Origin of the sequence: Cupriavidus respiraculi, from assembly GCF_914271545.1 — a bacterium.
Taxonomy (GTDB): domain Bacteria; phylum Pseudomonadota; class Gammaproteobacteria; order Burkholderiales; family Burkholderiaceae; genus Cupriavidus; species Cupriavidus respiraculi.
The window spans coordinates 1,547,346-1,571,943 of the sequence record NZ_CAJZAH010000002.1 but is presented as its reverse complement, the minus strand read 5'-3'; the positions used below and the strand labels follow the sequence as shown (position 1 = coordinate 1,571,943).

The window sequence follows — 24,598 nt, the reverse complement described above, 5'->3', positions numbered from 1 at the left end:
CCGCAGCGGGCGAGTCAGGCCGCCCGGAAGCGGATCACGCCGTCCGCGCCCGTCTCCCGCACCACCTCGCCCGCGTGCCATAGCACGTGCAGATGCGCCAGCGCCTCGCCCATCGCGAAGGTCATCTGGTGGATGTCGAACTTGCGGTTGAAGATCACGCCGACGATATCGTGGGCGCTGCAGGCCTTCTCCGCGCACGCCGCGCGCGTCTCCGCGAGGCGGTCGACATGGTGTTCGCGCAGCTGGCGGATGCGGGTGTGCAGGTTGCGGAACGGGCGGCCGTGCGAGGGCAGGATCAGCACGTCCTCGGGCAGGTCCTCGTACTTGTCCAGCGAGGCCAGGTACAGGGCCAGCGAGTTGGCCTCCGGCTCCATGTCGAACACGCTGACGTTGGTGGAGATGCGCGGCAGCACCATGTCGCCGGAAATCAGCACGTTCAGCGCCGCGTTGTACAGCGCGATATGTTCGGGCGAGTGGCCATGGCCCGAGATCAGGCGCCAGTCGGCGCTCGCCGGGTTGGTCCCCACGGCGCCCATCGCGATGGTGTCGCCGTCCATCAGGCGGCGGTACTGCGTCGGCAGGTCGGGCACCAGCGACGGATAGTAGGTCTTGCGCGCGCGCAGCTTCTCCAGGCTGTCGGGGTCGTTCAGGCCGTGGCGCGCGAAATGGCTGGCCGCCATGTCGCCGCCCGCGCTGGAGCCCGCGCCGGAGCCGGCGCCATAGCCCATCACGCGCGCGGTCATGTAGTCGCCCAGGCTCATCCACAGGCGCACGTTCCAGCGCTTGCACAGCCAGTGCGCCAGGCCCACGTGGTCCGGGTGGCAGTGCGTCACCAGCACGCGCAATACCGGCAGGCCCTCCAGCTCGTTCGCGAAGATGGTCTCCCAGTGCGCCATGATCGCGTCGTTGGTGATGCCGCAATCGATGATGGTCCAGCCATCCTGCCCGTCCAGGCGATCGCGCACCAGCCACAGGTTGATATGGTCCAGCGCGAACGGCAGCGGCATGCGCAGCCAGTAGATCCCTGGCGCCACCTGCTGCCGGGTGCCCGGCTCGGGCATGGCGTCGCCGTAGGGGTATTGGAGTTGGTGTTCGAGTGCGTTCATCGGGGGTCTCTGTGATGCGAAGCCTTTTGCCCAGGGGACGCGCTCGCGTGCCGGCATGGGCGGGCTTTCTGGTGCTGGGTGGCGACCTGGGCCGGTCGGCACACCCGGCGCGGCGATCCGCGAATTCGCGGTTGCCAGTCACCGCGGTTGACGCTAACGTAAACGTCAATCACCGCGGCCTGTTGCCATATTAAGCGAAATCTCCATTCGCTTTGGAACGGCCGTTCACTTTGCCGACCCACCCGACCGCCATGCCGTCTGCCGCACCCTCCGCCGAACCCACCGTCGCCGCGTCCGGCCCGGGGACGTACACCATCACCGAGCTGGCGCGCGAGTTCGACATCACGCCGCGCGCCATCCGCTTCTACGAGGACCACGGCCTGCTGTCGCCGCAGCGGGCGGGCGCGGGCGGACGCCAGCGCGTCTACAACGGCCGCGAACGCACGCGCCTGCGCCTGACGCTGCGCGGCAAGCGGCTGGGTTTTTCGCTGACGGAGATCCGGGAGATCCTCGACCTGTACGAATCGCCGCGCGATACCGCGCCGCAGCTGGAGCGCTTTCTCGATGCGCTCGCCCAGCACCGGCAGGCGCTGGAGCGGCAGATGGAGGACCTGAAGGCGCAGCTGGCCGAGGTCGACCAGCACGAACAGCAATGCCGTGCGCTGCTGGAAGCGCACCGGGCCGGCGCCAGGCAGCCGGCGCGCAAGGCCCGCGCGGAGCGTGCGGGCTGACACAGACGCCGGCCGGCCGAGGAATTAGATTGACGTTTACGTAAACGTCAATAAAATACCTCGACGGGCCGTTCCTGCCCGCCTTGCCTTCCGGTTCGCTTCGAGTCGCTTCCGCTTCGCCCGACGCCAAAGGAATTCCCCATGTCCGACGCCCGCGACGACATCGCCGCCCCCGCCCTGGACCCCGCCCGGGCCGACGCCATCGCCACCAGCTTCGCCCGGCAGGGCCTGATGGCCACGTTCGGCGCGACGCTGGCCCGGGTGGCGCGCGGCGAAGTCGAGATCGCGATGCCCTGGACACCCGCGGTCACGCAACAGCACGGCTTCTTCCATGGCGGCGTGGTCGGCGCGCTGGCGGACACCGCCTGCGGCTATGCGGCGTTGTCCTTGGTCGGCGAGGGCGAGGCGGGACTGACCGCCGAATACAAGATCAACCTGCTGTCCCCCGCCCGGGGCGAGCGCCTGGTGGCCGTGGGGCGGGTGCTCAAGCCGGGGCGCACGCTGATCGTAGCGCAGGGCGATGTCTTTACCGAGACCGCGGGCGAGCGCAAGGCCGTGGCCACCATGCTGATGACGCTGTGCGTGGTGCGCTCGCTGGCGCACGTCTGAGCCGGCTGCGGGCGCGAACCCGGCGTCCGCAGCCAACCAACATCATCGATCCACGGGATCGCGACAGGAGACCAACATGAACGCATTGCCTGGCCTGAAGTTCGACCTGGGCGAAGACATCGAGATGCTGCGCGAGTCGGTGCACGCCTGGGCGCAGGCCGAACTGGCGCCGCGCGCCGGCGAGATCGACCGCACCGACCAGTTTCCGATGGACGCCTGGCGCAAGATGGGCGATCTCGGCGTGCTCGGCATCACCGTCGCGGAGGAATACGGCGGCGCCAACATGGGCTATCTGGCGCATATGGTCGCCATGGAGGAAATCAGCCGGGCGTCGGCCTCGGTGGGCCTGTCGTATGGCGCCCATTCGAACCTGTGCGTGAACCAGATCCACCGCAACGGCACGGCCGCGCAGAAGGCCAGGTACCTGCCCAAGCTGGTGTCCGGCGAATGGATCGGCGCGCTGGCGATGAGCGAGCCCAACGCCGGCTCGGACGTGGTCAGCATGAAGCTGCGCGCCGAGCTCAAGGGCGACCGCTATGTGCTCAACGGCACCAAGATGTGGATCACCAACGGCCCCGACTGCGACGTGCTGGTGGTCTACGCCAAGACCGAGCCGGATCTGGGCGCGCGCGGCATGACGGCGTTCATCGTCGAAAAGGGCATGAAGGGCTTCTCCGTGGCGCAGAAGCTGGACAAGCTCGGCATGCGCGGCTCGCATACCGGCGAGCTGGTGTTCCAGGACGTCGAGGTGCCGGTAGAGAACATCCTGGGCGCAGAGAACGGCGGCGCGAAGGTGCTGATGAGCGGGCTGGACTACGAGCGCGCGGTGCTCTCGGGCGGGCCGGTCGGCATCATGCAGGCCTGCATGGACGTGGTGACGCCCTATATCCATGACCGCAAGCAGTTCGGCCAGAGCATCGGCGAATTCCAGCTGATCCAGGGCAAGGTGGCCGACATGTACACCACGCTGCAGGCGGCGCGCAGCTACCTGTACACGGTCGGCAAGAACCTCGATGCGCTGGGCAGCGACCATGTCCGCCAGGTGCGCAAGGATTGCGCCGCGGTGATCCTGTACACGGCCGAAAAGGCGACCTGGATGGCCGGCGAGTCGGTGCAGATCCTGGGCGGCAACGGCTATATCAACGAGTATCCGGTGGGCCGCCTGTGGCGCGACGCCAAGCTGTACGAGATCGGCGCCGGCACCTCGGAGATCCGCCGCATGCTGATCGGGCGCGAGCTGTTCTCGGAAACCATGTAGCCGGGGCCGGGGCGCCCGCGGGCGCCCGCCGGTCCACGCCGCGGGCCAAGCCTGCCGCCATCGAAGCCCTTACAATCACATACTGCGTTCGCTCACCGCGGACGCCACCGCAGACGCCGAATCCGCTCCCATCCGCCGCGCGCCATGTCCCATTTCCCGAAACTGCTGTCCTCGCAGATCGCCTACGATGTGGCGAGGACCATGCTCGACGGGTTCGACAGGCACTACCGGCTGTTCCGCGAGGTGAGCCTGCAGGCCAAGATCAAGTACGAGGCCGGCGACTGGCACGGGCTGCGGCAGCTGCAGCGCGACCGCATCGATTTCTATAACCAGCGCGTGCAGGAAACCCGCGTCATCCTCGAGGACGAGTACGACGCGGAAAATATCGAGGACGGCATCTGGCAGCAGATCAAGCTGCACTACATCGGCCTGCTGACCAACCATCACCAGCCCGAGCTTGCCGAGACGTTCTTCAACTCGGTGTTCACGCGCATCCTGCATCGCTCGTACTTCAACAACGATTTCATTTTCGTGCGCCCGGCGATCTCGACCGAATACATCGAGAACGAGGAGTCGCCGACGCGCCCGACCTTCCGCGCCTACTATCCGGGCAGCCGCGAGGGCATGGCCGCCTGCTTCGAGCGGATCGTCCACAACTTCCAGCTCGAGCGCCCGTTCGAGGACCTGAAGCGCGATGCCACCTACGTGGTCCGCGCGGTGCTGGAGCACTTCGAGTACTTCGGCGACGTGCGCATCGCGCCGAATTTCCAGGTCCACGTGCTGTCGTCGCTGTTCTTCCGCAACAAGGCCGCCTTCATCGTCGGCCGCGTGCTCAACGGCGACCGCGTCTACCCGCTGGCGATTCCGATCCTGCACGGGACATCGGGCAAGCTGGTGCTGGACACCGCGCTGCTGCGCAAGGAACAGCTGCTTATCCTGTTCTCGTTCACGCATTCCTATTTCATGGTCGACATGGAGATCCCGTCGGCCTACGTGACCTTCCTGCGCGACCTGATGCCGCGCAAGCCGCGCGCGGAGATCTATACCTCGCTGGGCCTGCAGAAGCAGGGCAAGAACCTGTTCTACCGGGACTTCCTGCACCACCTGCAGCATTCGTCGGACAAGTTCATCGTGGCGCCGGGCATCCGCGGCATGGTGATGCTGGTGTTCACGCTGCCCTCCTACCCGTACGTGTTCAAGGTGATCCGCGACACGTTCCCGGCGCCGAAGGAGACCACGCGCGAGCTGGTCCGGGCGAAATACCAGCTGGTCAAGCAGCACGACCGGGTGGGGCGCATGGCCGATACGCTCGAATATTCGGACGTGGCCTTTCCGCTGTCGCGCTTCGACGAGGCGCTGGTGCGCGAGCTGCACGAGCAGGCGCCGTCGATGATCGAATACCAGCGCGGCAAGGACGGCGGCGAGGAGATCGTGGTGCGCCACGTCTATATCGAGCGGCGCATGACCCCGCTCAATATCTGGCTGCAGGAGGGCAGCGACGCGCAGGTGGAGCACGGCATCGTCGAGTACGGCAATGCGGTCAAGGAACTGATCGCCGCCAACATCTTTCCAGGCGACATGCTGTACAAGAACTTCGGCGTGACCCGCCATGGCCGCGTGGTGTTCTACGACTACGACGAGATCGAGTATCTGACCGACTGCAATATCCGCCGCGTGCCGGAACCGCGCAACGAGGAAGAGGAGATGTCGGGCGAGCCGTGGTACAGCGTCGGGCGCCACGACATCTTTCCCGAGACTTACCGCACCTTTCTGCTGGGCGACGCGCGCGTGCGCGCCGCCTTCCTGTGTCACCACGCGGATTTTTTCGACCCTGCCATGTGGCAGAGCCATAAGGACCGGCTCCTCGCCGGACATGTTCATGATTTTTATGCCTACCAAGCCTCCGATCGTTTCATCCATCGCTATGGCGCGGCCGCTGCCGGCGCCGCTGAACAACCATCCGCAAGCGCAAGGAGGGCGGCATGACTGACGCCATCGCTCAACTGTTCCGCAACAACCGCGAGTGGGTCGACCGCGTCAATGCCGAGGACCCGAGCTTCTTCATGCGCCTGGCGAACCAGCAGGCGCCCGAATACCTGTGGATCGGCTGCTCGGACTCGCGCGTGCCGGCCAACCAGATCCTGGGCCTCGCGCCGGGCGAGGTGTTCGTCCACCGCAATATCGCCAACGTGATCGCGCACAGCGACCTGAACGCGCTGTCGGTGATCCAGTTCGCCGTCGAGGTGCTGAAGGTGCGCCATATCACGGTGGTCGGCCACTATGGCTGCGGCGGCGTGAAGGTCGCGCTCAAGCGCGAGCGCATCGGCCTGGCGGACAACTGGCTACGGCACGTGCGCGACGTTGCGGACAAGCACGAGAGCTACCTGGGCACCATCATGCGCGAGGAAGACGCGCACACGCGGCTGTGCGAGCTCAACGTGATCGAGCAGGTCAACAACGTGTGCCAGACCACCGTGCTGCAGGACGCATGGGCGCGCGGCCAGTCGATCACCGTGCACGGCTGGATCTACGGCGTCTCCGACGGCCTGCTGCGCGAACTGGGCATGGCCGCCAGCAACAACGAGGAATTGCACGCGCAGCTGGAGGCGGCCTATCGCCAGTTCGGCGATCCGCCCCAGACCGCGATCCGCTGAACGCGGCGCCGGCACGGGCCGCTCGTCTTGTCATCGATCCACCATCGACTCCCACGCGCCTTGCGCGCGTGAACCTCGAGCAAGGAGAGCAACATGCAGGATCCCATCGTTATCGTGTCGGCGGCCCGCACCCCCATGGCGGCGTTTCAGGGCGAGTTCGCCAGCGTGACCGCGCCGCAGCTCGGCGCCGCGGCGATCCGCGCGGCGGTCGAGCGCGCCGGCATCCGTCCCGAGCAGGTCGAGGAAGTGGTGTTCGGCTGCGTGCTGCCCGCCGGCCAGGGCCAGGCGCCCGCGCGCCAGGCGGCGCTGGCCGCCGGGCTGCCGCTGGACGTGGCCTGTACGACGGTCAACAAGATGTGCGGCTCGGGCATGCGCGCGGCCATGACCGTCCATGACGGGCTGCTGGCCGGCTCGTTCGAGATCGCGGTCGCGGGCGGCATGGAGAGCATGACCAATGCGCCGTACCTGATCCCGAAGGGCCGCGGCGGCTACCGCATCGGCCACGGCATGATCTACGACCACATGATGCTCGATGGCCTGGAAGACGCCTACGAGAAGGGCCGCGCGATGGGCACGTTCGGCGAGGACTGCGCGAGCAAGTATGGCTTCACCCGCGAGGCGCAGGACGCCTTCGCGATGGAGAGCGTGCGGCGTGCCCAGCAGGCCACCGAGCGCGGCGACTTCCGCTGGGAGATCACGCCGGTCACGGTTGCGGCCAAGGGGGGCGACGTGGTGATCGACACCGACGAGGGCCCGCGCCGCATCAAGGTGGACAAGATCCCGTCGCTCAAGCCCGCGTTCGCCAAGGACGGCACCATCACCGCCGCCTCGTCGTCGTCGATCAACGACGGCGCGGCCGCGCTGGTGATGATGCGCGAGTCCACCGCCAGCCGGCTCGGCCTCGTGCCCATCGCCCGCATGCTGGGCCACACCTCGCACGCGCAGGCGCCCGGCTGGTTCACCACGGCGCCGGTCGAGGCCATCGCCAAGCTGTACCGCAAGCTCGACTGGACCAGCGCCAGCGTCGATCTGTTCGAGATCAACGAGGCCTTCGCGGTGGTGCCGATGGCGGCCATGCACGACCTGGACATTCCGCGCGCCAAGGTCAACATCCACGGCGGCGCCTGCGCGCTGGGCCATCCGATCGGCGCCTCCGGCGCGCGCATCATGACCACGCTGATCGGCGCGCTGCGCAAGACCGGCGGCAAGCGCGGGGTCGCCAGCCTGTGCATCGGCGGCGGCGAGGCCACCGCGGTCGGCATCGAACTGGCGTGAGCCCGCGCCCGACGCAGTCCACTTACCGAGGAGGTCCGCTTTGCCTACTGCCCTGATTCTCGGCGCCTCGCGCGGCATCGGCCTGGAGTTCGTGCGCCAGTACCGCGCCGACGGCTGGCGCGTGGTCGCCGCCGCGCGCAGCGACGAAGGCGTCGCCGCCTTGCAGGCGCTCGGCGCCGAGGCCCATCGGGCCGACCTGACCGATGCCGGGCAGGTCGCCGGCCTGGGCTGGAAGCTCGACGGCGAATCGTTCGACGTGGCGATCTACAACGCCGGCGTGATCGGCCCGCGCACCGAAGGCGCGCAGCCGATCTCGCGCGAGGACTTCGACGGCGTGATGCATACCAATGTGCTGGGCCCGATGATGGCGCTGCCGCTGATCCTGCCGTTCGTCGAGACCGGCCGCGGCGGCAAGGGCGGCGTGCTGGCGGTGCTGTCCTCGCGCATGGGCAGCATCGGCGCGATGGAGAGCAACCGCAGCTGGCTGTACCGGGTCAGCAAGGCGGCGGCCAACGCGGCGCTCAAGGCCGTGTCGCTCGACGCCAGACATGCCACCTGCATCGCCTTCCATCCGGGCTGGGTGCAGACCGACATGGGCGGCCCGGGCGCGGACCTGACGCCGCAGCAGAGCGTGGCGGGCATGCGCCGCGTGCTGGCCGACGCCACGCGCCGCGACAACGGCACCTTCCACAACTACGACGGCACCCCGCTGCCCTGGTGAGCGACCATGCTGCTGAATCCTGAACAGGAGATGATCCGCGACGCGGTGCGCCAGTTCGCGCAGGAAGTCATCGCGCCGCAGGCCGCCGCATGGGACAGGGAAAAGACCTTTCCCAAGGCGGTCCATCGCGAGCTGGCGGCGCTGGGCGCCTACGGCGTCGCGGTGCCGGAGCAGTACGGCGGCGCGGGGCTCGACTACCTGTCGCTCGCGCTGATCCTGGAGGAGATCGCGGCCGGCGACGGCGGCACCTCCACCGTCATCAGCGTCAACAACTGCCCGGTGTGCAGCATGCTGATGGCCTTCGCCAGCGAGGCGCAGAAGCAGCAGTGGCTGGTGCCGCTGGCGCGCGGCGAAATGCTGGGTGCGTTCTGCCTGACCGAGCCGCACGTGGGTTCGGACGCTTCGGCGCTGCGCACTACCGCCGTGCGAGACGGCGACGGCTACGTGCTCAACGGCGTCAAGCAGTTCATCACCAGCGGCAAGCACGCCGATGTGGCGATCGTGATGGCGGTCACCGACAAGGCGGCCGGCAAGCGCGGCATCAGCGCATTCCTGGTGCCCACGGACACGCCCGGCTATGTGGTCGCGCGCCTGGAGGACAAGCTGGGCCAGCACTCGTCGGACACCGCGCAGATCGTGTTCGAGGACTGCCGCGTGCCGGCGGCCAACCTGCTGGGCGAAGAGGGCGCGGGCTACCGGATGGCGCTCTCGGGGCTGGAGGGCGGACGCATCGGCATCGCCTCGCAGAGCATCGGCATGGCGCGTGCGGCGTTCGACGCGGCGCTGGCCTACGCGAAGGAGCGCGAGAGCTTCGGCCAGCCGCTGTTCCAGCACCAGGCGGTGCAGTTCCGGCTGGCGGACATGGCCACGCGGATCGAGGTCGCACGCCAGATGGTCTGGCACGCGGCCGCGCTCAAGGATGCCGGCCGGCCCTGCCTGAAGGAGGCGGCGATGGCCAAGCTGTTCGCCAGCGAGATGGCCGAGCAGGTCTGCTCGGCCGCCATCCAGGTGTTCGGCGGCTATGGCTACGTCAGCGACTTTCCGGTCGAGCGCATCTACCGGGACGTGCGGGTGTGCCAGATCTACGAGGGCACCAGCGATATCCAGAAGATCCTGATCGCCCGCGCGCTGGGCTAGCGCCGCGCATCCGCCGCACCGACGACACCGACGATACCGACGATACCGACGACACCAACGAGGAGACCGCCATGACCGCCGCCATCGATTTCTACTTCGATTTCTCGTCGCCCTACGGCTATTTCGCCAGCACGCGCATCGACGCGCTGGCGCAGAAGTACGGCCGCATCGTCGCGTGGCATCCCATCCTGCTCGGCGTGGTGTTCAAGACCACCGGCGCCGCGCCGCTGCCGATGGTGCCGCTCAAGGGCGAGTATTCGTGGCTCGACTTCGAGCGCACCGCGCGCCATCACGGCATCCCGTACCGGCGACCGTCCAGTTTCCCCTTGCCCACCACGCACGCCGCCCGCGCGATGCTGTGGGTCCAGAACCACCACGGCAACGACCTTGCCACAGAATTCGCGAAGGCGGTCTACCGCGCCTTCTTCGTCGACGACATCAACATCGCCGAGCCGGCCGAAGTGATGAAGCTGGCCGCGCCCCTCGGCATCGACGCGGTCGCCATGGATGCCGGCGCGACCAGCGCCGAGATCAAGGACCAGCTCAAGGCCGAGATGAACGTGGCCATCGCCAAGGGCGTGTTCGGCTCGCCCTTCGTGGTGGTCGACGGCGAGCCGTTCTGGGGCTTCGACCGCTTCGACCAGATCGAGGCACGGCTGGCCAGCGAGCGGCCCACCGGATTGCGTGCCGTACCACGCGAAGAACCCAAGGAAAAGAAACCTGCATGACCGATAGCCTCACCGCCACCTCCTCGTCGTCGCCCGCCGGGTCCGCCCGCCGCTTCGACTGCGTGATCTTCGACTGCGACGGCGTGCTCGTCGACAGCGAGCACCTCGTCAACCGGCTGCTGAACCAGATGCTCAACGAACTCGGCATCGAGATCTCGCTGGCGGACTCGACCGCCATGTTCCTCGGCCGCGCCGTGCGCGAGGAGCTGGGCAATATCGAGCGCATGCGCGGCGCGCCGCTGCCGGAGAACTGGCTGTCGCACTGGCTGGCGCGCCGCAACGCGATGCTGGAGTCGGAGGTCGAGGCGGTGCCCCACGTGCGCGACGCCATCGTCGCGATCGCCGCCACCGGCATGCCGCTGTGCGTGGCCTCCGGCGCGGACCGGATCAAGGTCAAGCTGCAGCTCACGCGCACCGGGCTGGTGGAGCTGTTCCGGCAGGACGAGCGCGAGCACATCTTCTCGGCGACGGAAGTCGAGCGCAGCAAGCCCGCGCCGGACGTGTACCTGCTGGCGGCGCGCACGATGGGCGTGGCACCGGAGCGCTGCGCGGTGATCGAGGACAGTCCGGCCGGCATCACCGCCGGCGTGGCCGCCGGCATGACGGTGTTCGGCTATGCCGGCCGCAACGATCCCGCCATGCTGCGCGCCGCCGGCGCGCACCTGACCTTCGCCGACATGCGCGAACTGCCGGGGCTCGTCGCGTGAAACGCAAGACGTCCGCGCCGCCGGGCTGCCCCTGTGGCGGTCCGGACTACGCCAGCTGCTGCGGGCGCTTTCATCGCGGCGAGGCGTTGCCGGCCAATGCCGAGCAACTGATGCGCTCGCGCTACAGCGCCTATGTGCTGAACGACCTGGCGTGGCTGCGCGAGACCTGGCATCCGGGCAGCTGTCCGGCGGACCTGGAGGCGGACCTGGAGTCGCGCTGGCTGGGCCTCGCGATCAAGGCGCATACGCAGCAGGACGAGAGCCACGCGGTGGTGGAGTTCGTCGCCCGCTACAAGCGCGGCGGGCGCGCCTACCGGCTGCACGAGCGCAGCCGCTTCGTGCGCGAGCCGCGCCGCGAAGGCGAGGCGCCGCGCTGGTTGTATCTGGATGGAGAGATGCTGGGGGAACCATGACGGGAGAACAGATGGCACAACGAGATGGCGCCGCGGAAGGCGCCGCGCAAAGCAGCGCGGAAGCCGCCGCGGACGCTGCCGAATACCTGCTGTACTGCTTCGCGCAGTCCGGCAACGCCTACAAGGTCGCGCAGTTCCTGGAGACGGTCAGCGTACAGCGCGGCCGCAAGCTGTGGACGCCGCGCTTCGTCGACTACTTTCACGGCGAGACCCATACGCCCGAATACCGCGCGATCAACGTGATGGGCGAAGTGCCGGTGCTGGAATTCGACGGCACTCGCCTCACGCAGTCCGGCGCGATCCTGCTGAAGCTCGCCGGGCGGCTCGGTGCCTTCGCGCCCGCCGACGAGGCCGAACGCGACGAGGTGCTGCGCTGGCTGCTGTTCGACAACCACAAGTTCACCTCGTACACCGCGACCTACCGCTTCCTGCGCGCCTTCGCCAAGGCGCCGGACCCGGCGGTGCTGGAGTTTCTGCGCACGCGCTGCGAAGGCGCCTGGAACGTGCTGAACACCCACCTGGGCGGTCGCGCCTTCGTGCTGGGCGAGCATGCGTCGATCGCCGACTTTTCGCTGGCCGGCTACGTCTTCTTCGACGACGAGATCGGCGTGCACTGGCGCAAGGAATATCCGCACGTGCATGCGTGGATGGAACGCATGCGCGCGATGCCGGGCTGGAAGCATCCCTACGACCTGATGCCCGGGCATCCGGTGCCGAAGGCCCCGCAATAGCGGCGGCTCGCGCCCGCCGCAAGACCGCGCCATCCCGACAGACACTACAGCAGAACAGGAAGAGACACACCCGATGCCCACGCTCGACACCAAGCTCAATGCCCGCTCCGAATCGTTCAAGGCCAACGCCGAGGCGATGCAGGCGCTGGTCGCAGACCTGAAGACGAAGATCGCCGCGCTGGGCGAAGGGGGCGGGCCGGACGCGCGCGCCAAGCATCTGGCGCGCGGCAAGCTGCTGCCGCGCGAGCGCGTGCAGCAGCTGCTCGATCCCGGCACGCCGTTCCTGGAGCTGTCGCAGCTGGCCGCCTACGACATGTACGACAACGCGGCGCCGGGCGCGGGCATCATCACCGGCATCGGCCGCGTGGCGGGGCAGGAGTGCGTGATCGTGTGCAACGACGCCACCGTCAAGGGCGGCACCTACTATCCGATGACCGTCAAGAAGCATCTGCGCGCGCAGGAGATCGCCGAGCAGAACCACCTGCCGTGCATCTATCTGGTCGATTCCGGCGGCGCCAACCTGCCGAACCAGGACGACGTGTTTCCCGACCGCGACCATTTCGGCCGCATCTTCTACAACCAGGCCAACCTGTCCAAGCAGGGCATTCCGCAGATCGCGGTGGTGATGGGCTCGTGCACCGCGGGCGGCGCGTACGTACCGGCGATGAGCGACGAGTCCATCATCGTCAAGAACCAGGGCACCATCTTTCTGGGTGGGCCGCCGCTGGTCAAGGCGGCCACCGGCGAGGAAGTCAGCGCCGAGGACCTGGGCGGCGCCGACGTGCATACGCGCCTGTCCGGCGTGGCCGACTACTTCGCGCAGAACGACGCGCACGCGCTGTCGCTGGCGCGCAATATCGTGCAGCACCTGAACCGCCGCAAGCCGGACCAGATCCGCCTGCACGAACCGGTGCCGCCGCGCTATCCGGCCGAGGAACTGTACGGCGTGATCCCCACCGACACGCGCAAGCCGTACGACGTGCGCGAGGTGATCGCCCGCGTGGTCGACGACTCGGACTTCGACGAGTTCAAGGCGCGCTACGGCACCACCCTCGTGTGCGGCTTCGCGCGGATCTGGGGCTACCCCGTCGGCATCATCGCCAACAACGGCATCCTGTTCTCCGAGTCGGCCCTCAAGGGCGCGCATTTCATCGAGCTGTGCTGCCAGCGCAAGATTCCGCTGGTGTTCCTGCAGAACATCACCGGCTTCATGGTGGGGCGCAAGTACGAGAACGAGGGCATTGCCCGCAACGGCGCCAAGATGGTCACCGCGGTGGCCACCGCGCAGGTGCCCAAGTTCACCGTGATCATTGGCGGCTCCTTCGGCGCGGGCAACTACGGCATGTGCGGGCGCGCGTATTCGCCGCGCTTCCTGTGGATGTGGCCCAACGCGCGGATCTCGGTGATGGGCGGCGAGCAGGCGGCCAGCGTGCTGGCCACCGTGCGGCGGGACGGCATCCAGGCCAGGGGCGGCCAGTGGAGCGCGCAGGAGGAGGAGCAGTTCAAGCAGCCGATCCGCGACCAGTACGAGCACCAGGGCCATCCGTACTACGCCAGCGCGCGGCTGTGGGACGACGGCGTGATCGATCCCGCCCAGACCCGCACCGTGCTCGGCCTCGGGCTGTCGGCCAGCCTCAATGCCCCGATCGACGACATGAAGTTCGGCGTCTTCAGGATGTAAGCGATGCGTGCTGGCTTGACCGCCTGCGTGGCCGCCGCCCTGCTGGGCATCGGGACGCAGGCAGGGGCGATACCCGTCGAGGAAACGCTGTCGGTGCCGGTGGCGGTGACCGACCGCCACGGCCGGTCGATCGCGCAGCCCATCGTGGTGACGCTGTTCCGCGAACCGGGGCACGAGCGCTATCCGCTGCTGGTGATCAACCACGGCCGCGCGCCCGATCCCTACGAGCGCGGGCGCATGGGTCGCGCGCGCTTCGCGCAGGCCGCGGGCTACTTCGCCTCGCTCGGCTTCGCGGTAATGGTGCCTACGCGCATCGGCTACGGCGACAGCGGCGGCGCCGACCTGGAGGAGAGCGGCTACTGCGCCAGCAAGCACTACGCGCCGGGCTACGAGGCGGCGGCGCAGCAGGTGCTGCAGGTGATGCGGGCCGCCGGCGAGCGGCCCGATGTGGACGCCACGCGTACCGTGGTGGTGGGGCAGTCGTATGGCGGCGGCGTGAGCATCGCGCTGGCCGCGAAGAATCCGCCGGGGCTGCGCCTGGCGGTCAATTTTGCCGGCGGCGCCGGCGCCGACCCCGAGGTGCGCCCCGGCGAGCCTTGCTCGCCGCATCTGCTCGAGGCGCTGTTCGCCGAATACGGCGAGACCGCGCGCGTGCCGACGGTATGGATCTACGCGGCCAACGACCGCTACATGGGGACGTACCCCGAGCAATGGTTCGAGGCCTTCCGTGCGGCGGGCGGCATCGGGCAGTACAAGGCGATGCCGCCGTTCGGCCGCGATGGGCACGGGCTGTTCGTGCGCGGGCAACCGGTGTGGCAGCCGCTGGTGGCGCAGGTGCTGCGCGATGCCGGCTTCCACGCCGAGGTTCCGGTCGATGCCGCGGCAGACGCTGCGGCGGGCATTGCGGCCGACAAGCCGGCGGACCCGCGGCACGATGCGCCGGCGCAGGACGCCACGTCGGGCGGCGCGCACGGCATCGAGACGACGAAGTAACCGAACGACAAGGACTGAAGGAGACATCATGGAATTCACTACGCTCAGCGTGACCGCCGCGCAGCACGTCGCCACCGTGACGCTGAACCGGCCCGACGTGCGCAACGCCTTCAACGAAACGGTGATCGCCGAGCTGACCGGCGCGTTCCGCGCGCTGGGCGACAGCGCGGAGATCCGCGCCATCGTGCTGGCCGGCAACGGTCCCGCCTTCTGCGCCGGGGCCGACCTGAACTGGATGAAGAAGATGGCCGGCTACTCGCACGAGCAGAACCGCGCCGATGCGCTCGGCCTGGCGCAGATGCTCCACACGATCTGGGCCTGTCCCAAGCCCGTGATCGCCCGCGTGCATGGCGACACCTATGCGGGCGGGGTCGGCCTGGTCGCGGCCTGCGATATCGCGGTCAGTGCCGAAGCCGCGCATTTCTGCCTGTCCGAGGCCAAGCTGGGCCTGCTGCCGGCCACCATCAGTCCCTATGTGATCCGCGCCATGGGCGAGCAGGCGGCCCGGCGCTACTTCATCACGGCCGAACGGTTCGACGCGGCCGAGGCGCTGCGGCTGGGCTTCGTGCATGCAGTGGTGCCGGCCGATGGGCTCGATGCCAAGGTCGCGGAGCTGACCGCCGCGCTGGTGGCCAACAGCCCGAACGCCGTGCGCGAGAGCAAGCGGCTGGTGCAGGACATCGCGGGCCGCGCGGTGGACGACGCCCTGCTGGCCGATACGGCCGAACGTATCGCGGCGATCCGCGCCTCGGACGAGGGCCGCGAGGGCGTGCGTTCCTTCCTGGAGAAGCGCTCGCCCTCCTGGCGCCCGGCGTAAGCGCCGCGCGAGCGCGCGAGAAGCGGGGCGTTGACCGGCGTGCGGCGCATTTTGCCCGCATTCTTGCGCGGCGCGTCGTCTTCTGCCGTCAACACGCGCGCAAATGCCGTCCCGCTCGTCGATTGCCAAGCCGACAAGGACCCTCCTAACATGGCCCTCCCCAATCCGCCCGCTCCCGCATGCCAGCCCGGCTCCCGCCGTGCGCCCATGCGCGCGGACGGTCAACTCAGGAGGGCTTCCTTGGAAAACCTGTCCGATCCTCGTTTCCCTGAACACATCCCGCTGGGCCAGCGCAGCTTGCGCGCGGTATGGCATCCGTGCACGCCGCTGCGCCCCGGTGCCGGCGAGCCGCCCCTGGCCATCGCGCGCGGCGAAGGGCCCTGGCTGATCGATGCCGATGGCCGCCGCTATCTCGACGCCACCAGTTCCTGGTGGGTCAACCTGTTCGGCCATGGGCACCCGGCCATCAACGCCGCGCTCAAGGCGCAGCTCGACACGCTCGAACACGTGATGCTGGCCGGCTGCACACATGCGCCCGCGGTGGAGCTGGCCGAACGCCTGTCCGCGCTGACCGGCGGTGCGCTCGGCCATGCGTTCTATGCGTCCGACGGTGCCTCGGCCGTCGAGATCGCGCTGAAGATGAGCTTCCACTACTGGCGCAACTGCGGGCTGCCCGGCAAGCGCGAGTTCGTGTGCCTGCGCGACGGCTATCACGGCGAGACCGTCGGCGCGCTGGCGGTCACCGACGTGGCGGTCTTCCGCGATGCCTACGACCCGCTGCTGATGCGCGCGCATGTCGTGATGTCGCCGGATGCACGCCAGGCGGCGGACGGCGAGACGGCGCGCTCGGTGGCGCAGCGCGCGCTGGCGGCGCTGGAGGCGCTGCTGCAGGCGCGCGCCAACCAGATTGCCGCGCTGATCGTGGAACCGCTGGTGCAGTGCGCGGCGGGCATGGCGATGCATGACCCGTGCTATCTGGACGGCGTGCGCGCGCTGTGCGACCGCTATCGCGTCCACCTGATCGCCGACGAGATCGCGGTCGGCTGCGGCCGCACCGGTACCTTCTTCGCATGGGAGCAGGCCCGCGGCGGCGACCCGCTGCACGAGCAGCACTGGCCCGACTTCCTGTGCCTGTCCAAGGGCATCAGCGGCGGCTATCTGCCGCTATCGCTGGTGCTGTCGCGCCCGGCCATCCACCAGGCTTTCGTGGCCGACGATCTGGCGCGCAGTTTCCTGCATTCGCATTCCTATACCGGCAACCCGCTCGCGTGCCGCGCGGCGCTGGCCACGCTGGACGTGTTCGAGCGGGAGCACGTGCTGGCCGGCAACCGCCTGCGTGCCCAGTGGCTGGCAGAAGGCATGGCCGCGCTGGCCGCGGATCCGCGGCTGCACCGGGCGCGCCAGCGCGGCATGATCTGGGCCGCGGACGTCAGGCCGGAGCACGCCGTCGACGGTTTCGCCGCGCGTTTCCATCGGGCCGCGCTCGCGGAGGGCGTGCTGGTGCGCCCGATCGGCGACACGCTGTACGCCATGCCGCCCTACGTGCTCGACGCCGCCCAGTCGCGCTGGCTGGGCGCGCGCCTGCACGCGGCGCTCGACGCCGTACTGGGCGAAGGTGCGCTGTGCGATGCCGGGCCTGCGCCGGCCCGGCAAGCGGAGGTGCGCCATGCTGCTTGAGCGACTTTCCCGCGCGGCGGCGGCCCGCGATGCGCAGGCGCTTACGCGCCGGCGCCGCATTGCCCACAGCGCCTGCGCACCGCGCCAGACCGTGAGCGCCGCGCCGGGCGACGAGGCGCGCCCGCTGCTGACCTTCTGCAGCAACGACTATCTGGGCCTGGCCAGCCATCCCGCCGTGGTGGCCGCGTTCGCCGAAGGCGCCGCCCGCTATGGCGCGGGCAGCGGCGCCTCGCATCTGGTCAGCGGCCATTCGGTGGCGCACCAGCGGCTGGAGGGCGAACTTGCGCGCTGGCTCGCGCCGCACGTGCCCCACGCGCAGGCGCTGTACTTCTGCACAGGCTATATGGCCAACCTCGCCGTGCTGACCGCGCTGGGCGACAGCGACGCCACGCTGTTCTGCGAGACGCTGAACCATGCCTCGCTGATCGACGGCGCTCGGCTCGCCCGCGCGGCGGTGCGGCGCTACCCGCATGCCGACGTGGCCGCGCTGGACGCGCAGCTGCGGGAGTGCGACACGCCGCTCCGGCTGATCGTCACCGACAGCGTCTTCAGCATGGACGGCGATCTTGCGCCGCTGGCAGAACTGCTTGCGCTGGCCGATCGGCACGACGCCTGGCTCGTGGTCGACGATGCGCACGGCTTCGGCGTGCTCGGCGAGCGCGGGCGCGGCGTGCTGGAACACTTCGGGCTGTCGTCCGAGCGGCTGATCTATATCGGCACGCTGGGCAAGGCGGCCGGCGTCGCGGGCGCGTTCGTGGCCGCGCATCCGCTGGTGATCGACCATCTGATCAATACCGCGCGCAGCTATATCTACACCACGGCGGCTCCGCCGGCCGCGGCCCATGCGCTGCTGACCAGCCTCGCCCTGATCGAGGGCGACGAAGGCGCGGCGCGGCGCGCCCGGCTCGCGCACGGCATCGCGCAACTGCGTGGCGGTCTCGCGCCGCTGTGCGCGCGGGCCGGCTGGCAGTTGGGGGACAGCGCGACGGCGATCCAGCCGCTGATCGTCGGCGAGAACGCCGCCGCGCTCGCGCTCTCGGGCGCGCTGGAAGCGCAGGGCATCCGCGTGGGCGCCATCCGGCCGCCCACGGTGGCGCCCGGCACGGCGCGGCTGCGCATCACGCTGTCGGCCTCGCACGCCGCGGACGATGTCGAGCGCCTGCTGTCGGCGCTGGCCGCTACCGCGATGACGACGGAGGCCGCCGCATGACGACAGCATCCTTCGCCTGCTTCGTCGCCGGAACCGACACCGGCGTGGGCAAGACCCATGTCAGCACGGCGCTGCTGCATGCGCTGCGCGCCACCGGCCTTGCCGCCGTGGGCATGAAGCCCGTCGCCAGCGGCTGCGAATGGCGCGACGGGGCGTGGCACAACGACGATGTCGCGCAACTGCGCGCGGCCAGCAGCGTGCCGGTACCCCCGGCGCTGACCTGTCCCTACCTGCTGCGCACGCCGTGCTCGCCGCACCTGGCCGCCGAGGCGGACGGTGTGCGTATCGCGCGCGAGCCGATCGTCGCCGCGTTCGACACGCTGCGCGCGCGGGCCGACGCGGTCGTGGTGGAGGGCGTCGGCGGCTTTCGCGTGCCGCTCGATACCGGCGAGCACGGCTGGGATACCGCCGACCTCGCCGCCATGCTCGCGCTGCCCGTGGTGCTGGTGGTGGGCCTGCGGCTTGGCTGCCTCAATCACGCCATGCTGAGCGCCGAGGCCATCCGCGCGCGCGGCCTGCGTCTGGCCGGCTGGGTCGCCAACCGCATCGATCCGGCCATGCCGCTTGCCGACGACAACATCGCCACGCTGCGCGACGCGCTGGGCGCCTTCGACGCGCCCCACCTCGGCACGCTGCCCTGGCAGGACGGTCCGGACCCGCGGCATGCCGCCGGCCTGCTCGACCTGTCTGCGCTGCTTGCCACCTCCGCGCCCGCCAATCCAGAACATCGCCACGACGAGGCGGCCACCCCGGCCCACAGCCTCGCCGCGACAACACCGAATTGAATCGATCATGACCATCACCGCAACCACCAACACGACCGCGAACACCGCCACCGCCACCATTTCCGCCGACGCGCTGCGCCGCACCGCACGCCAGTTCGCAGACTCGGGCGATGCCGCCGATGCCGCCGATGCCGCCGGCGCCTGGACCGTCGCCGGCGTCGCCGCCCTGTTCGCGCTGCCGTTCAACGACCTGCTGTTCCGCGCGCAGCAGGCGCACCGCGAGCACTTCGATGCCAACGCCGTGCAACTGTCCACGCTGCTGTCCATCAAGACCGGCGGCTGCGAGGAGGACTGCGGCTATTGCCCGCAGAGCGCGCACCACGATGCCGGCGTCAAGGCCGAGAAGCTGATGGGCCTGGACGAGGTGCTCGACGCCGCGCGCGCGGCCAAGGCCAATGGCGCCACGCGCTTCTGCATGGGCGCCGCCTGGCGCAGCCCCAAGGACCGCCATCTGGAGCCGGTCATCGACATGGTGCGCGAGGTCAAGGCCATGGGCCTGGAGACCTGCGTGACGCTGGGCATGCTGCGCGCCGAGCAGGCGCAGCGGCTGAAGGACGCCGGGCTGGACTACTACAACCACAACCTCGATACCTCGCCGGAGTTCTACGGCAAGATCATCGGCACGCGCACCTACCAGGACCGGCTCGACACCATCGGCCATGTGCGCGAGGCGGGCATCAACGTCTGCTGCGGCGGCATCGTCGGCATGGGCGAGACGCGCGAGGCGCGCGCCGGGCTGATCGCGCAGCTGGCCAACCTGGACCCGTATCCCGAGTCGGTGCCCATCAACAATCTGGTCGCGGTCGAGGGCACGCCGCTGGCCGATACGGCGCCGCTGGACCCGTTCGAGTTCGTCCGCACCATCGCGGTCGCGCGCATCACCATGCCGCGCGCGATGGTGCGCCTGTCCGCCGGCCGCGAGGCCATGGACGAAGCCTTGCAGGCGCTGTGCTTCCTGGCCGGCGCCAATTCCATTTTCTACGGCGACAAGCTGCTGACCACCGCCAACCCGCAGGCGGCGCGCGACCGCGCGCTGCTGGACCGGCTCGGCATCCGCGCGGAAGGACACGCGGGATGACCTTGCGCAGCCGATTCGTCCTCCCCGTCGTTCCCGCGCATGCGGGATCCCAGTGGCTCCCGAAAGTCGCCGGGCACCGGCCTGCGCGGGGGGCGACGGGGGGGCCGGTTTGCAGGCGGTCGGTAGCGCCGTCGCCGTTCCCCATTCACAAGGAGGAGCCATGTTCAACAAGATCCTGATCGCCAATCGCGGCGAGATTGCCTGCCGCGTCGCGGCCACCTGCCGCCGGCTCGGCATCCGCACGGTCGCCGTGTACTCGGACGCCGACGCCGACGCCCGCCATGTGGCCTTCTGCGACGAGGCGGTGCATATCGGTGGCGCGGCGGCGCGCGACAGCTATCTGCGCGCGGACCACCTGATCGAGATGGCGCGCGAGACCGGGGCGCAGGCCATCCACCCGGGCTATGGCTTCCTGTCCGAGAACGAGGGCTTCGCGGAAGGCTGCGCTGCCGCGGGACTGGTCTTTATCGGACCGCCCGCGTCGGCGATCCGCGCGATGGGCAGCAAGAGCGCGGCCAAGCAGCTGATGGAGAAGGCGGCCGTGCCGCTGGTGCCGGGCTATCACGGCGAGGACCAGGACCCGGCACTGCTGCGCCGCGAGGCCGACCGCATCGGCTATCCGGTGCTGCTCAAGGCGAGCGCCGGCGGCGGCGGCAAGGGCATGCGCGTGGTCGAGGCGAGTGAGGGCTTCGAGGCGGCGCTGACCTCGGTCAAGCGCGAGGCGCAGGCCAGTTTCGGCGACGACAAGGTGCTGGTGGAGAAGTACCTCACCCGTCCGCGCCATATCGAGATCCAGGTGTTCGCCGATACGCACGGCAACTGCGTCTACCTGTTCGAGCGCGACTGCTCGGTGCAGCGGCGCCACCAGAAGGTGCTGGAGGAGGCGCCGGCCCCGGGGATGAGCGAGGAACGGCGGCGCGCGATGGGCGAGGCCGCGGTCGCCGCGGCGCGCGCGGTCGGCTACGTGGGCGCGGGCACCGTCGAGTTCATCGCCAACCAGGACGGCTCGTTCTACTTCATGGAGATGAACACGCGGCTGCAGGTCGAGCATCCGGTCACCGAAATGATCACCGGACAGGACCTGGTCGAATGGCAGCTGCGCGTAGCCGCGGGAGAAGCGCTGCCGCTCGCGCAGGAGCAGCTGCGCATCGACGGCCATGCGCTTGAGGCGCGCATCTACGCGGAGAACCCGGACAACAACTTCCTGCCCTCGACCGGCAAGCTGCGCTATCTGCGCACGCCGCCGGCGGTGCAATTCATGCGCGGCGGCGCCGGCGAGACCGGCGGGCATGGCCCGGCCGGCGTGCGGATCGACTCGGGCGTGCGCGAGGGCGACACCATCAGCCCGTACTACGACCCGATGATCGCCAAGCTGATCGTCTGGGGCCGCGACCGCGACGAGGCGCTGTCGCGCATGCGCCAGGCGCTGGCCGCGTACCACGTGGTCGGGCTGTCCACCAATATCGCCTTCCTGCAGCGCCTGGTGTCGTCGCAGGCCTTCCGCACCGCCGATCTCGACACGGGCCTGATCGAGCGCAACCACGACGCGCTGTTCCCGGCCCCGGCGCCGGTCGGCATCGAGGTCATCGCGCTGGCGGTGGCGGCCGTGCTGGACAGCGAAAGGCGCGAGCGGCGCATCGATGCGGCCGACCGCCATTCGCCCTGGACCCATGCCGGCCCGTGGCGGCTCAATGGCGGCGCGCGCCGCGTGCTGCGGTTCGGCATCGCCGGCCAGACGCTGGAGGCCACGCTGCAAGCCGAGGAGCGCGGCAGCACGCTGTCCTTCGCCGACCAGGCCGCGCCGTTCTCGTCCCATTGCGTCAACGACGATATCCGCATCGATCTGGGCACGCGGCGTGTGCATGGCCAGGTGCATGCGGAAGGCGAAACGCTGCACGTCTTCGTCGGCGGACGCCATGTCGCGCTGGAGTGGCTCGATCCGCTCGCCCATGCCGGCGAAGCCGAGGGCGAGGGCGGCAAGCTGACCGCGCCGATGCCGGGCAAGGTCATCGCCGTGATGGTCGAGGCCGGTGCCAGCGTCACGCGCGGCACACCGCTGCTGGTGATGGAGGCGATGAAGATGGAGCACACCATCAGCGCGCCGGCGGACGGCGTGGTGGGCGAGGTGCTGTACGGCGTGGGCGAACAGGTCGGCGAAGGCGAGCAGTTGCTGGGGTTCGAGGCGAAAGCGTGAATGTCCGCTCCCCTCTGCCGCCGGCCGGAGAGGGGAGCAAAACCAACCGTGGCGCTAACGTCTGCGACAATACGACATCAACAAGGACACCTGGGTGGAGATGCAATGAAGCTGCAGTTGTACGTGCCGGACGGCCGCTATGCCCCGTGGATCGAAGGCTTCGCCGAGGCCCTGCCCGAGGCGCAGTGCGTGACGTGGGAAGAATCGCAGGGCCAGCCGGTGGACTACGCCGTGGTGTGGCGCCCGCCGCTGGCGATGCTCAAGGGCCGCACCGACCTGCGCGCGGTATTCAACCTCGGCGCCGGCGTCGACGGCATCCTGCGGCTGCGCGATGACGACCCGCAGGCGCTGCCGGCCGGCGTACCCATCGTGCGCCTGGACGATGCGGGCATGGCCGCGCAGATGGCCGAGTACGTGACCGCGGCGGTGCTGCGCTACTTCCGCCGCCTCGACGACTACGCCGGCCAGCAGCAGGCCGGCACCTGGAAATTCCTCAAGCCCTATCGGCGCGGCGACTTCACCATCGGCGTGATGGGCGTCGGCACGCTGGGCTCGCATATCGCCCGCACGCTGGCCTCGTTCGGCTTTCCGGTGCGCGGGTGGAGCCGCTCGCCCAAGGACGTTGAGGGCGTGCAGGGCTACGCCGGCGCGCAGCGCCAGGACGCCTTCCTCGATGGCCTGCGGGTGCTGGTCAACGTGCTGCCGCTGACGGACGAGACCGAGAACATCATCGATGCCAGGCTGCTGGGCAAGCTGGCCAAGGGTGCCTATCTGATCAACGTGGCGCGCGGCCCGCACGTGGTGGAGCAGGATCTGCTCGAAGCGGTGCAGCAGGGCCAGCTCGCCGGCGCCACGCTGGACGTGTTCCGCACCGAGCCGCTACCCGCCGAACATGCATTCTGGCGCGAGCCGCGCATCACCATTACGCCGCATATCTCCGCGCTGACCCTGCGCGAGGACAGTATCGCGCAGATCGCGGGCAAGATCCGCGCGCTGCAGCAGGGCCAGCCGATCGCCGGCGTGGTGGATATCGCGCGCGGCTACTGAAACCGCAGTGCGGGCCGATCCGGGGACACATCCGGGCGGACAAGATCACGGCCGCGTCGTCCGGGCGCGGCCTCAACGAGACGAGGCAATGCCATGAATCTGCCGAACTATGTGAAAGTCGTCGAAGTCGGTCCGCGCGATGGACTGCAGAACGAGAAGACGATGGTGCCCACCGAAGTGAAGGTGGCGCTGGTCGACCGCCTGACCGACGCCGGCTTCGTCAATATCGAGGCGGCCTCGTTCGTCTCGCCCAAGTGGGTGCCGCAGATGGCCGACGGCGCGCAGGTGATGGCGTCGATCCAGCGCCGCCCCGGCACGCTGTATTCGGTGCTCACGCCGAACATGAAGGGCTTCGAGGGCGCGGTCGCGGCGGGCGCCGACGAGGTGGTGATCTTCGGCGCCGCCAGCGAAGCGTTCTCGCAGAAGAACATCAACTGCTCGATCGCCGAATCGATCGCGCGCTTCGAGCCGGTGGCGGCCGCCGCGAAGGAGAAGGGTGTGCGGGTGCGCGGCAGCATCTCGTGTTCGCTGGGCTGTCCGTACCAGGGCGAGGTGCCCGTCTCGGCCGTGGCCGACGTGGTGCGCCGCCTGCGCGATATCGGCTGCGACGAGATCGATATCGCCGACACCATCGGTGTGGGCACGCCGGTGCGGGTGCAGGAAGTCATGCGCGCCGCCGCGGCGGAATTCCCGCTCGACCGCCTGTCCGGGCATTTCCACGATACGTACGGCCAGGCGCTGTCCAATATCCTGGCGAGCCTGGATGTCGGCATCGCCATCTTCCACGCCTCCGTCGCGGGCCTGGGCGGCTGCCCTTATGCCAAGGGCGCGACCGGCAACGTGGCGACCGAGGACGTGCTGTACATGCTGCACGGCATGGGCCTGCGCACCGGTATCGACCTGGACAAGGTCGTGCGCGCCGGGGACTATATCTCGCAGGCCATCGGCCGCCCGAACAGCTCGCGCGTGGGCCGCGCGCTGCTCACCAAGTGGGCGTCCGCCGCGGACGCCGCGCCCGCCTGCGTCTGAGCGCGCCGGCGAAAACG

23 protein-coding genes are annotated in these 24,598 nt (G+C 69.4%); 22 read left to right on the top strand and 1 reads right to left on the bottom strand.

Going from position 1 to position 24,598, the window contains the following annotated elements; all coding sequences use genetic code 11:
* Positions 1 to 14 precede the first annotated feature (14 nt).
* A complete protein-coding gene (locus LDO27_RS15015; RefSeq protein WP_224042465.1) occupies positions 15 to 1,106 on the bottom strand; it encodes an MBL fold metallo-hydrolase in 1,092 nt (363 codons plus the stop codon).
* 251 nt (positions 1,107 to 1,357) lie between these two features.
* Between LDO27_RS15015 and LDO27_RS15010 the strand changes: the two genes are divergently transcribed.
* From LDO27_RS15010 to LDO27_RS14905, 22 genes are all read left to right on the top strand, one after another.
* Positions 1,358 to 1,837: a MerR family transcriptional regulator gene (locus LDO27_RS15010; RefSeq protein ID WP_222202788.1), complete on the top strand. Its 480-nt coding sequence runs from the start codon at positions 1,358 to 1,360 to the stop codon at positions 1,835 to 1,837.
* 141 nt (positions 1,838 to 1,978) lie between these two features.
* On the top strand, positions 1,979 to 2,446 hold the full coding sequence (locus LDO27_RS15005) for a PaaI family thioesterase (protein ID WP_224042463.1): 468 nt from the start codon (positions 1,979 to 1,981) through the stop codon (positions 2,444 to 2,446).
* Between the two features lie 76 nt (positions 2,447 to 2,522).
* Positions 2,523 to 3,704 carry an isovaleryl-CoA dehydrogenase gene (locus LDO27_RS15000; RefSeq protein WP_222202782.1) on the top strand — a complete coding sequence of 394 codons (1,182 nt, stop codon included), beginning with the start codon at positions 2,523 to 2,525 and terminating at the stop codon, positions 3,702 to 3,704.
* 144 nt (positions 3,705 to 3,848) lie between these two features.
* A complete protein-coding gene (gene aceK / locus LDO27_RS14995) occupies positions 3,849 to 5,690 on the top strand; it encodes a bifunctional isocitrate dehydrogenase kinase/phosphatase (RefSeq protein WP_224042462.1) in 1,842 nt (613 codons plus the stop codon).
* Positions 5,687 to 6,358 (top strand): carbonate dehydratase, encoded by a 672-nt coding sequence (gene can, locus LDO27_RS14990; protein WP_222202778.1) that lies wholly within the window; start codon positions 5,687 to 5,689, stop codon positions 6,356 to 6,358. Before aceK ends, can begins: the two co-directional genes overlap by 4 nt.
* 93 nt (positions 6,359 to 6,451) lie before the next feature.
* The gene (locus tag LDO27_RS14985) at positions 6,452 to 7,633 is read left to right on the top strand and encodes an acetyl-CoA C-acetyltransferase (RefSeq protein ID WP_224042460.1); all 1,182 of its coding nucleotides are present in this window, start codon (positions 6,452 to 6,454) and stop codon (positions 7,631 to 7,633) included.
* Positions 7,634 to 7,673: 40 nt separating this feature from the next.
* Positions 7,674 to 8,354: an SDR family oxidoreductase gene (locus LDO27_RS14980; RefSeq protein ID WP_224042459.1), complete on the top strand. Its 681-nt coding sequence runs from the start codon at positions 7,674 to 7,676 to the stop codon at positions 8,352 to 8,354.
* Positions 8,355 to 8,360: 6 nt separating this feature from the next.
* Positions 8,361 to 9,491, top strand: a complete 1,131-nt coding sequence (locus LDO27_RS14975) for an acyl-CoA dehydrogenase family protein (protein WP_224042458.1) — start codon at positions 8,361 to 8,363, stop codon at positions 9,489 to 9,491.
* Positions 9,492 to 9,562: 71 nt separating this feature from the next.
* Complete coding sequence (locus tag LDO27_RS14970) at positions 9,563 to 10,219, top strand: 2-hydroxychromene-2-carboxylate isomerase (protein ID WP_222202771.1); 657 nt, start codon at positions 9,563 to 9,565, stop codon at positions 10,217 to 10,219.
* Entirely contained in the window at positions 10,216 to 10,926 is a 711-nt protein-coding gene (locus LDO27_RS14965; protein WP_222202769.1) for an HAD family hydrolase, read from the top strand. The genes LDO27_RS14970 and LDO27_RS14965 overlap by 4 nt, the downstream gene beginning before the upstream one ends.
* Positions 10,923 to 11,339: a YchJ family metal-binding protein gene (locus LDO27_RS14960; RefSeq protein WP_224042456.1), complete on the top strand. Its 417-nt coding sequence runs from the start codon at positions 10,923 to 10,925 to the stop codon at positions 11,337 to 11,339. Before LDO27_RS14965 ends, LDO27_RS14960 begins: the two co-directional genes overlap by 4 nt.
* A gap of 11 nt (positions 11,340 to 11,350) precedes the next feature.
* Positions 11,351 to 12,070, top strand: coding sequence for a glutathione S-transferase family protein (locus LDO27_RS14955; RefSeq protein WP_224042454.1), 720 nt, complete (start codon positions 11,351 to 11,353; stop codon positions 12,068 to 12,070).
* Positions 12,071 to 12,143: 73 nt separating this feature from the next.
* Entirely contained in the window at positions 12,144 to 13,751 is a 1,608-nt protein-coding gene (locus tag LDO27_RS14950; RefSeq protein WP_224042453.1) for a carboxyl transferase domain-containing protein, read from the top strand.
* Between the two features lie 3 nt (positions 13,752 to 13,754).
* Entirely contained in the window at positions 13,755 to 14,744 is a 990-nt protein-coding gene (locus tag LDO27_RS14945; protein ID WP_224042451.1) for an alpha/beta hydrolase family protein, read from the top strand.
* Between the two features lie 28 nt (positions 14,745 to 14,772).
* Entirely contained in the window at positions 14,773 to 15,561 is a 789-nt protein-coding gene (locus LDO27_RS14940; RefSeq protein ID WP_222202759.1) for an enoyl-CoA hydratase/isomerase family protein, read from the top strand.
* A gap of 207 nt (positions 15,562 to 15,768) precedes the next feature.
* Positions 15,769 to 17,238, top strand: a complete 1,470-nt coding sequence (gene bioA / locus LDO27_RS14935) for an adenosylmethionine--8-amino-7-oxononanoate transaminase (RefSeq protein WP_377747220.1) — start codon at positions 15,769 to 15,771, stop codon at positions 17,236 to 17,238.
* Positions 17,228 to 18,448 (top strand): 8-amino-7-oxononanoate synthase, encoded by a 1,221-nt coding sequence (gene bioF / locus LDO27_RS14930; protein ID WP_224042448.1) that lies wholly within the window; start codon positions 17,228 to 17,230, stop codon positions 18,446 to 18,448. The genes bioA and bioF overlap by 11 nt, the downstream gene beginning before the upstream one ends.
* Entirely contained in the window at positions 18,445 to 19,233 is a 789-nt protein-coding gene (bioD, locus tag LDO27_RS14925; RefSeq protein WP_224042447.1) for a dethiobiotin synthase, read from the top strand. The genes bioF and bioD overlap by 4 nt, the downstream gene beginning before the upstream one ends.
* 7 nt (positions 19,234 to 19,240) lie before the next feature.
* Positions 19,241 to 20,311: a biotin synthase BioB gene (gene bioB / locus LDO27_RS14920; RefSeq protein ID WP_224042445.1), complete on the top strand. Its 1,071-nt coding sequence runs from the start codon at positions 19,241 to 19,243 to the stop codon at positions 20,309 to 20,311.
* A 160-nt stretch (positions 20,312 to 20,471) separates the two neighbouring features.
* Positions 20,472 to 22,505, top strand: a complete 2,034-nt coding sequence (locus LDO27_RS14915) for an acetyl/propionyl/methylcrotonyl-CoA carboxylase subunit alpha (protein WP_224042444.1) — start codon at positions 20,472 to 20,474, stop codon at positions 22,503 to 22,505.
* Positions 22,506 to 22,610: 105 nt separating this feature from the next.
* Positions 22,611 to 23,552 carry a 2-hydroxyacid dehydrogenase gene (locus tag LDO27_RS14910; RefSeq protein ID WP_224042442.1) on the top strand — a complete coding sequence of 314 codons (942 nt, stop codon included), beginning with the start codon at positions 22,611 to 22,613 and terminating at the stop codon, positions 23,550 to 23,552.
* A gap of 93 nt (positions 23,553 to 23,645) precedes the next feature.
* Positions 23,646 to 24,581: a hydroxymethylglutaryl-CoA lyase gene (locus LDO27_RS14905; protein WP_224042441.1), complete on the top strand. Its 936-nt coding sequence runs from the start codon at positions 23,646 to 23,648 to the stop codon at positions 24,579 to 24,581.
* The last annotated feature ends 17 nt before the right edge of the window (positions 24,582 to 24,598 follow it).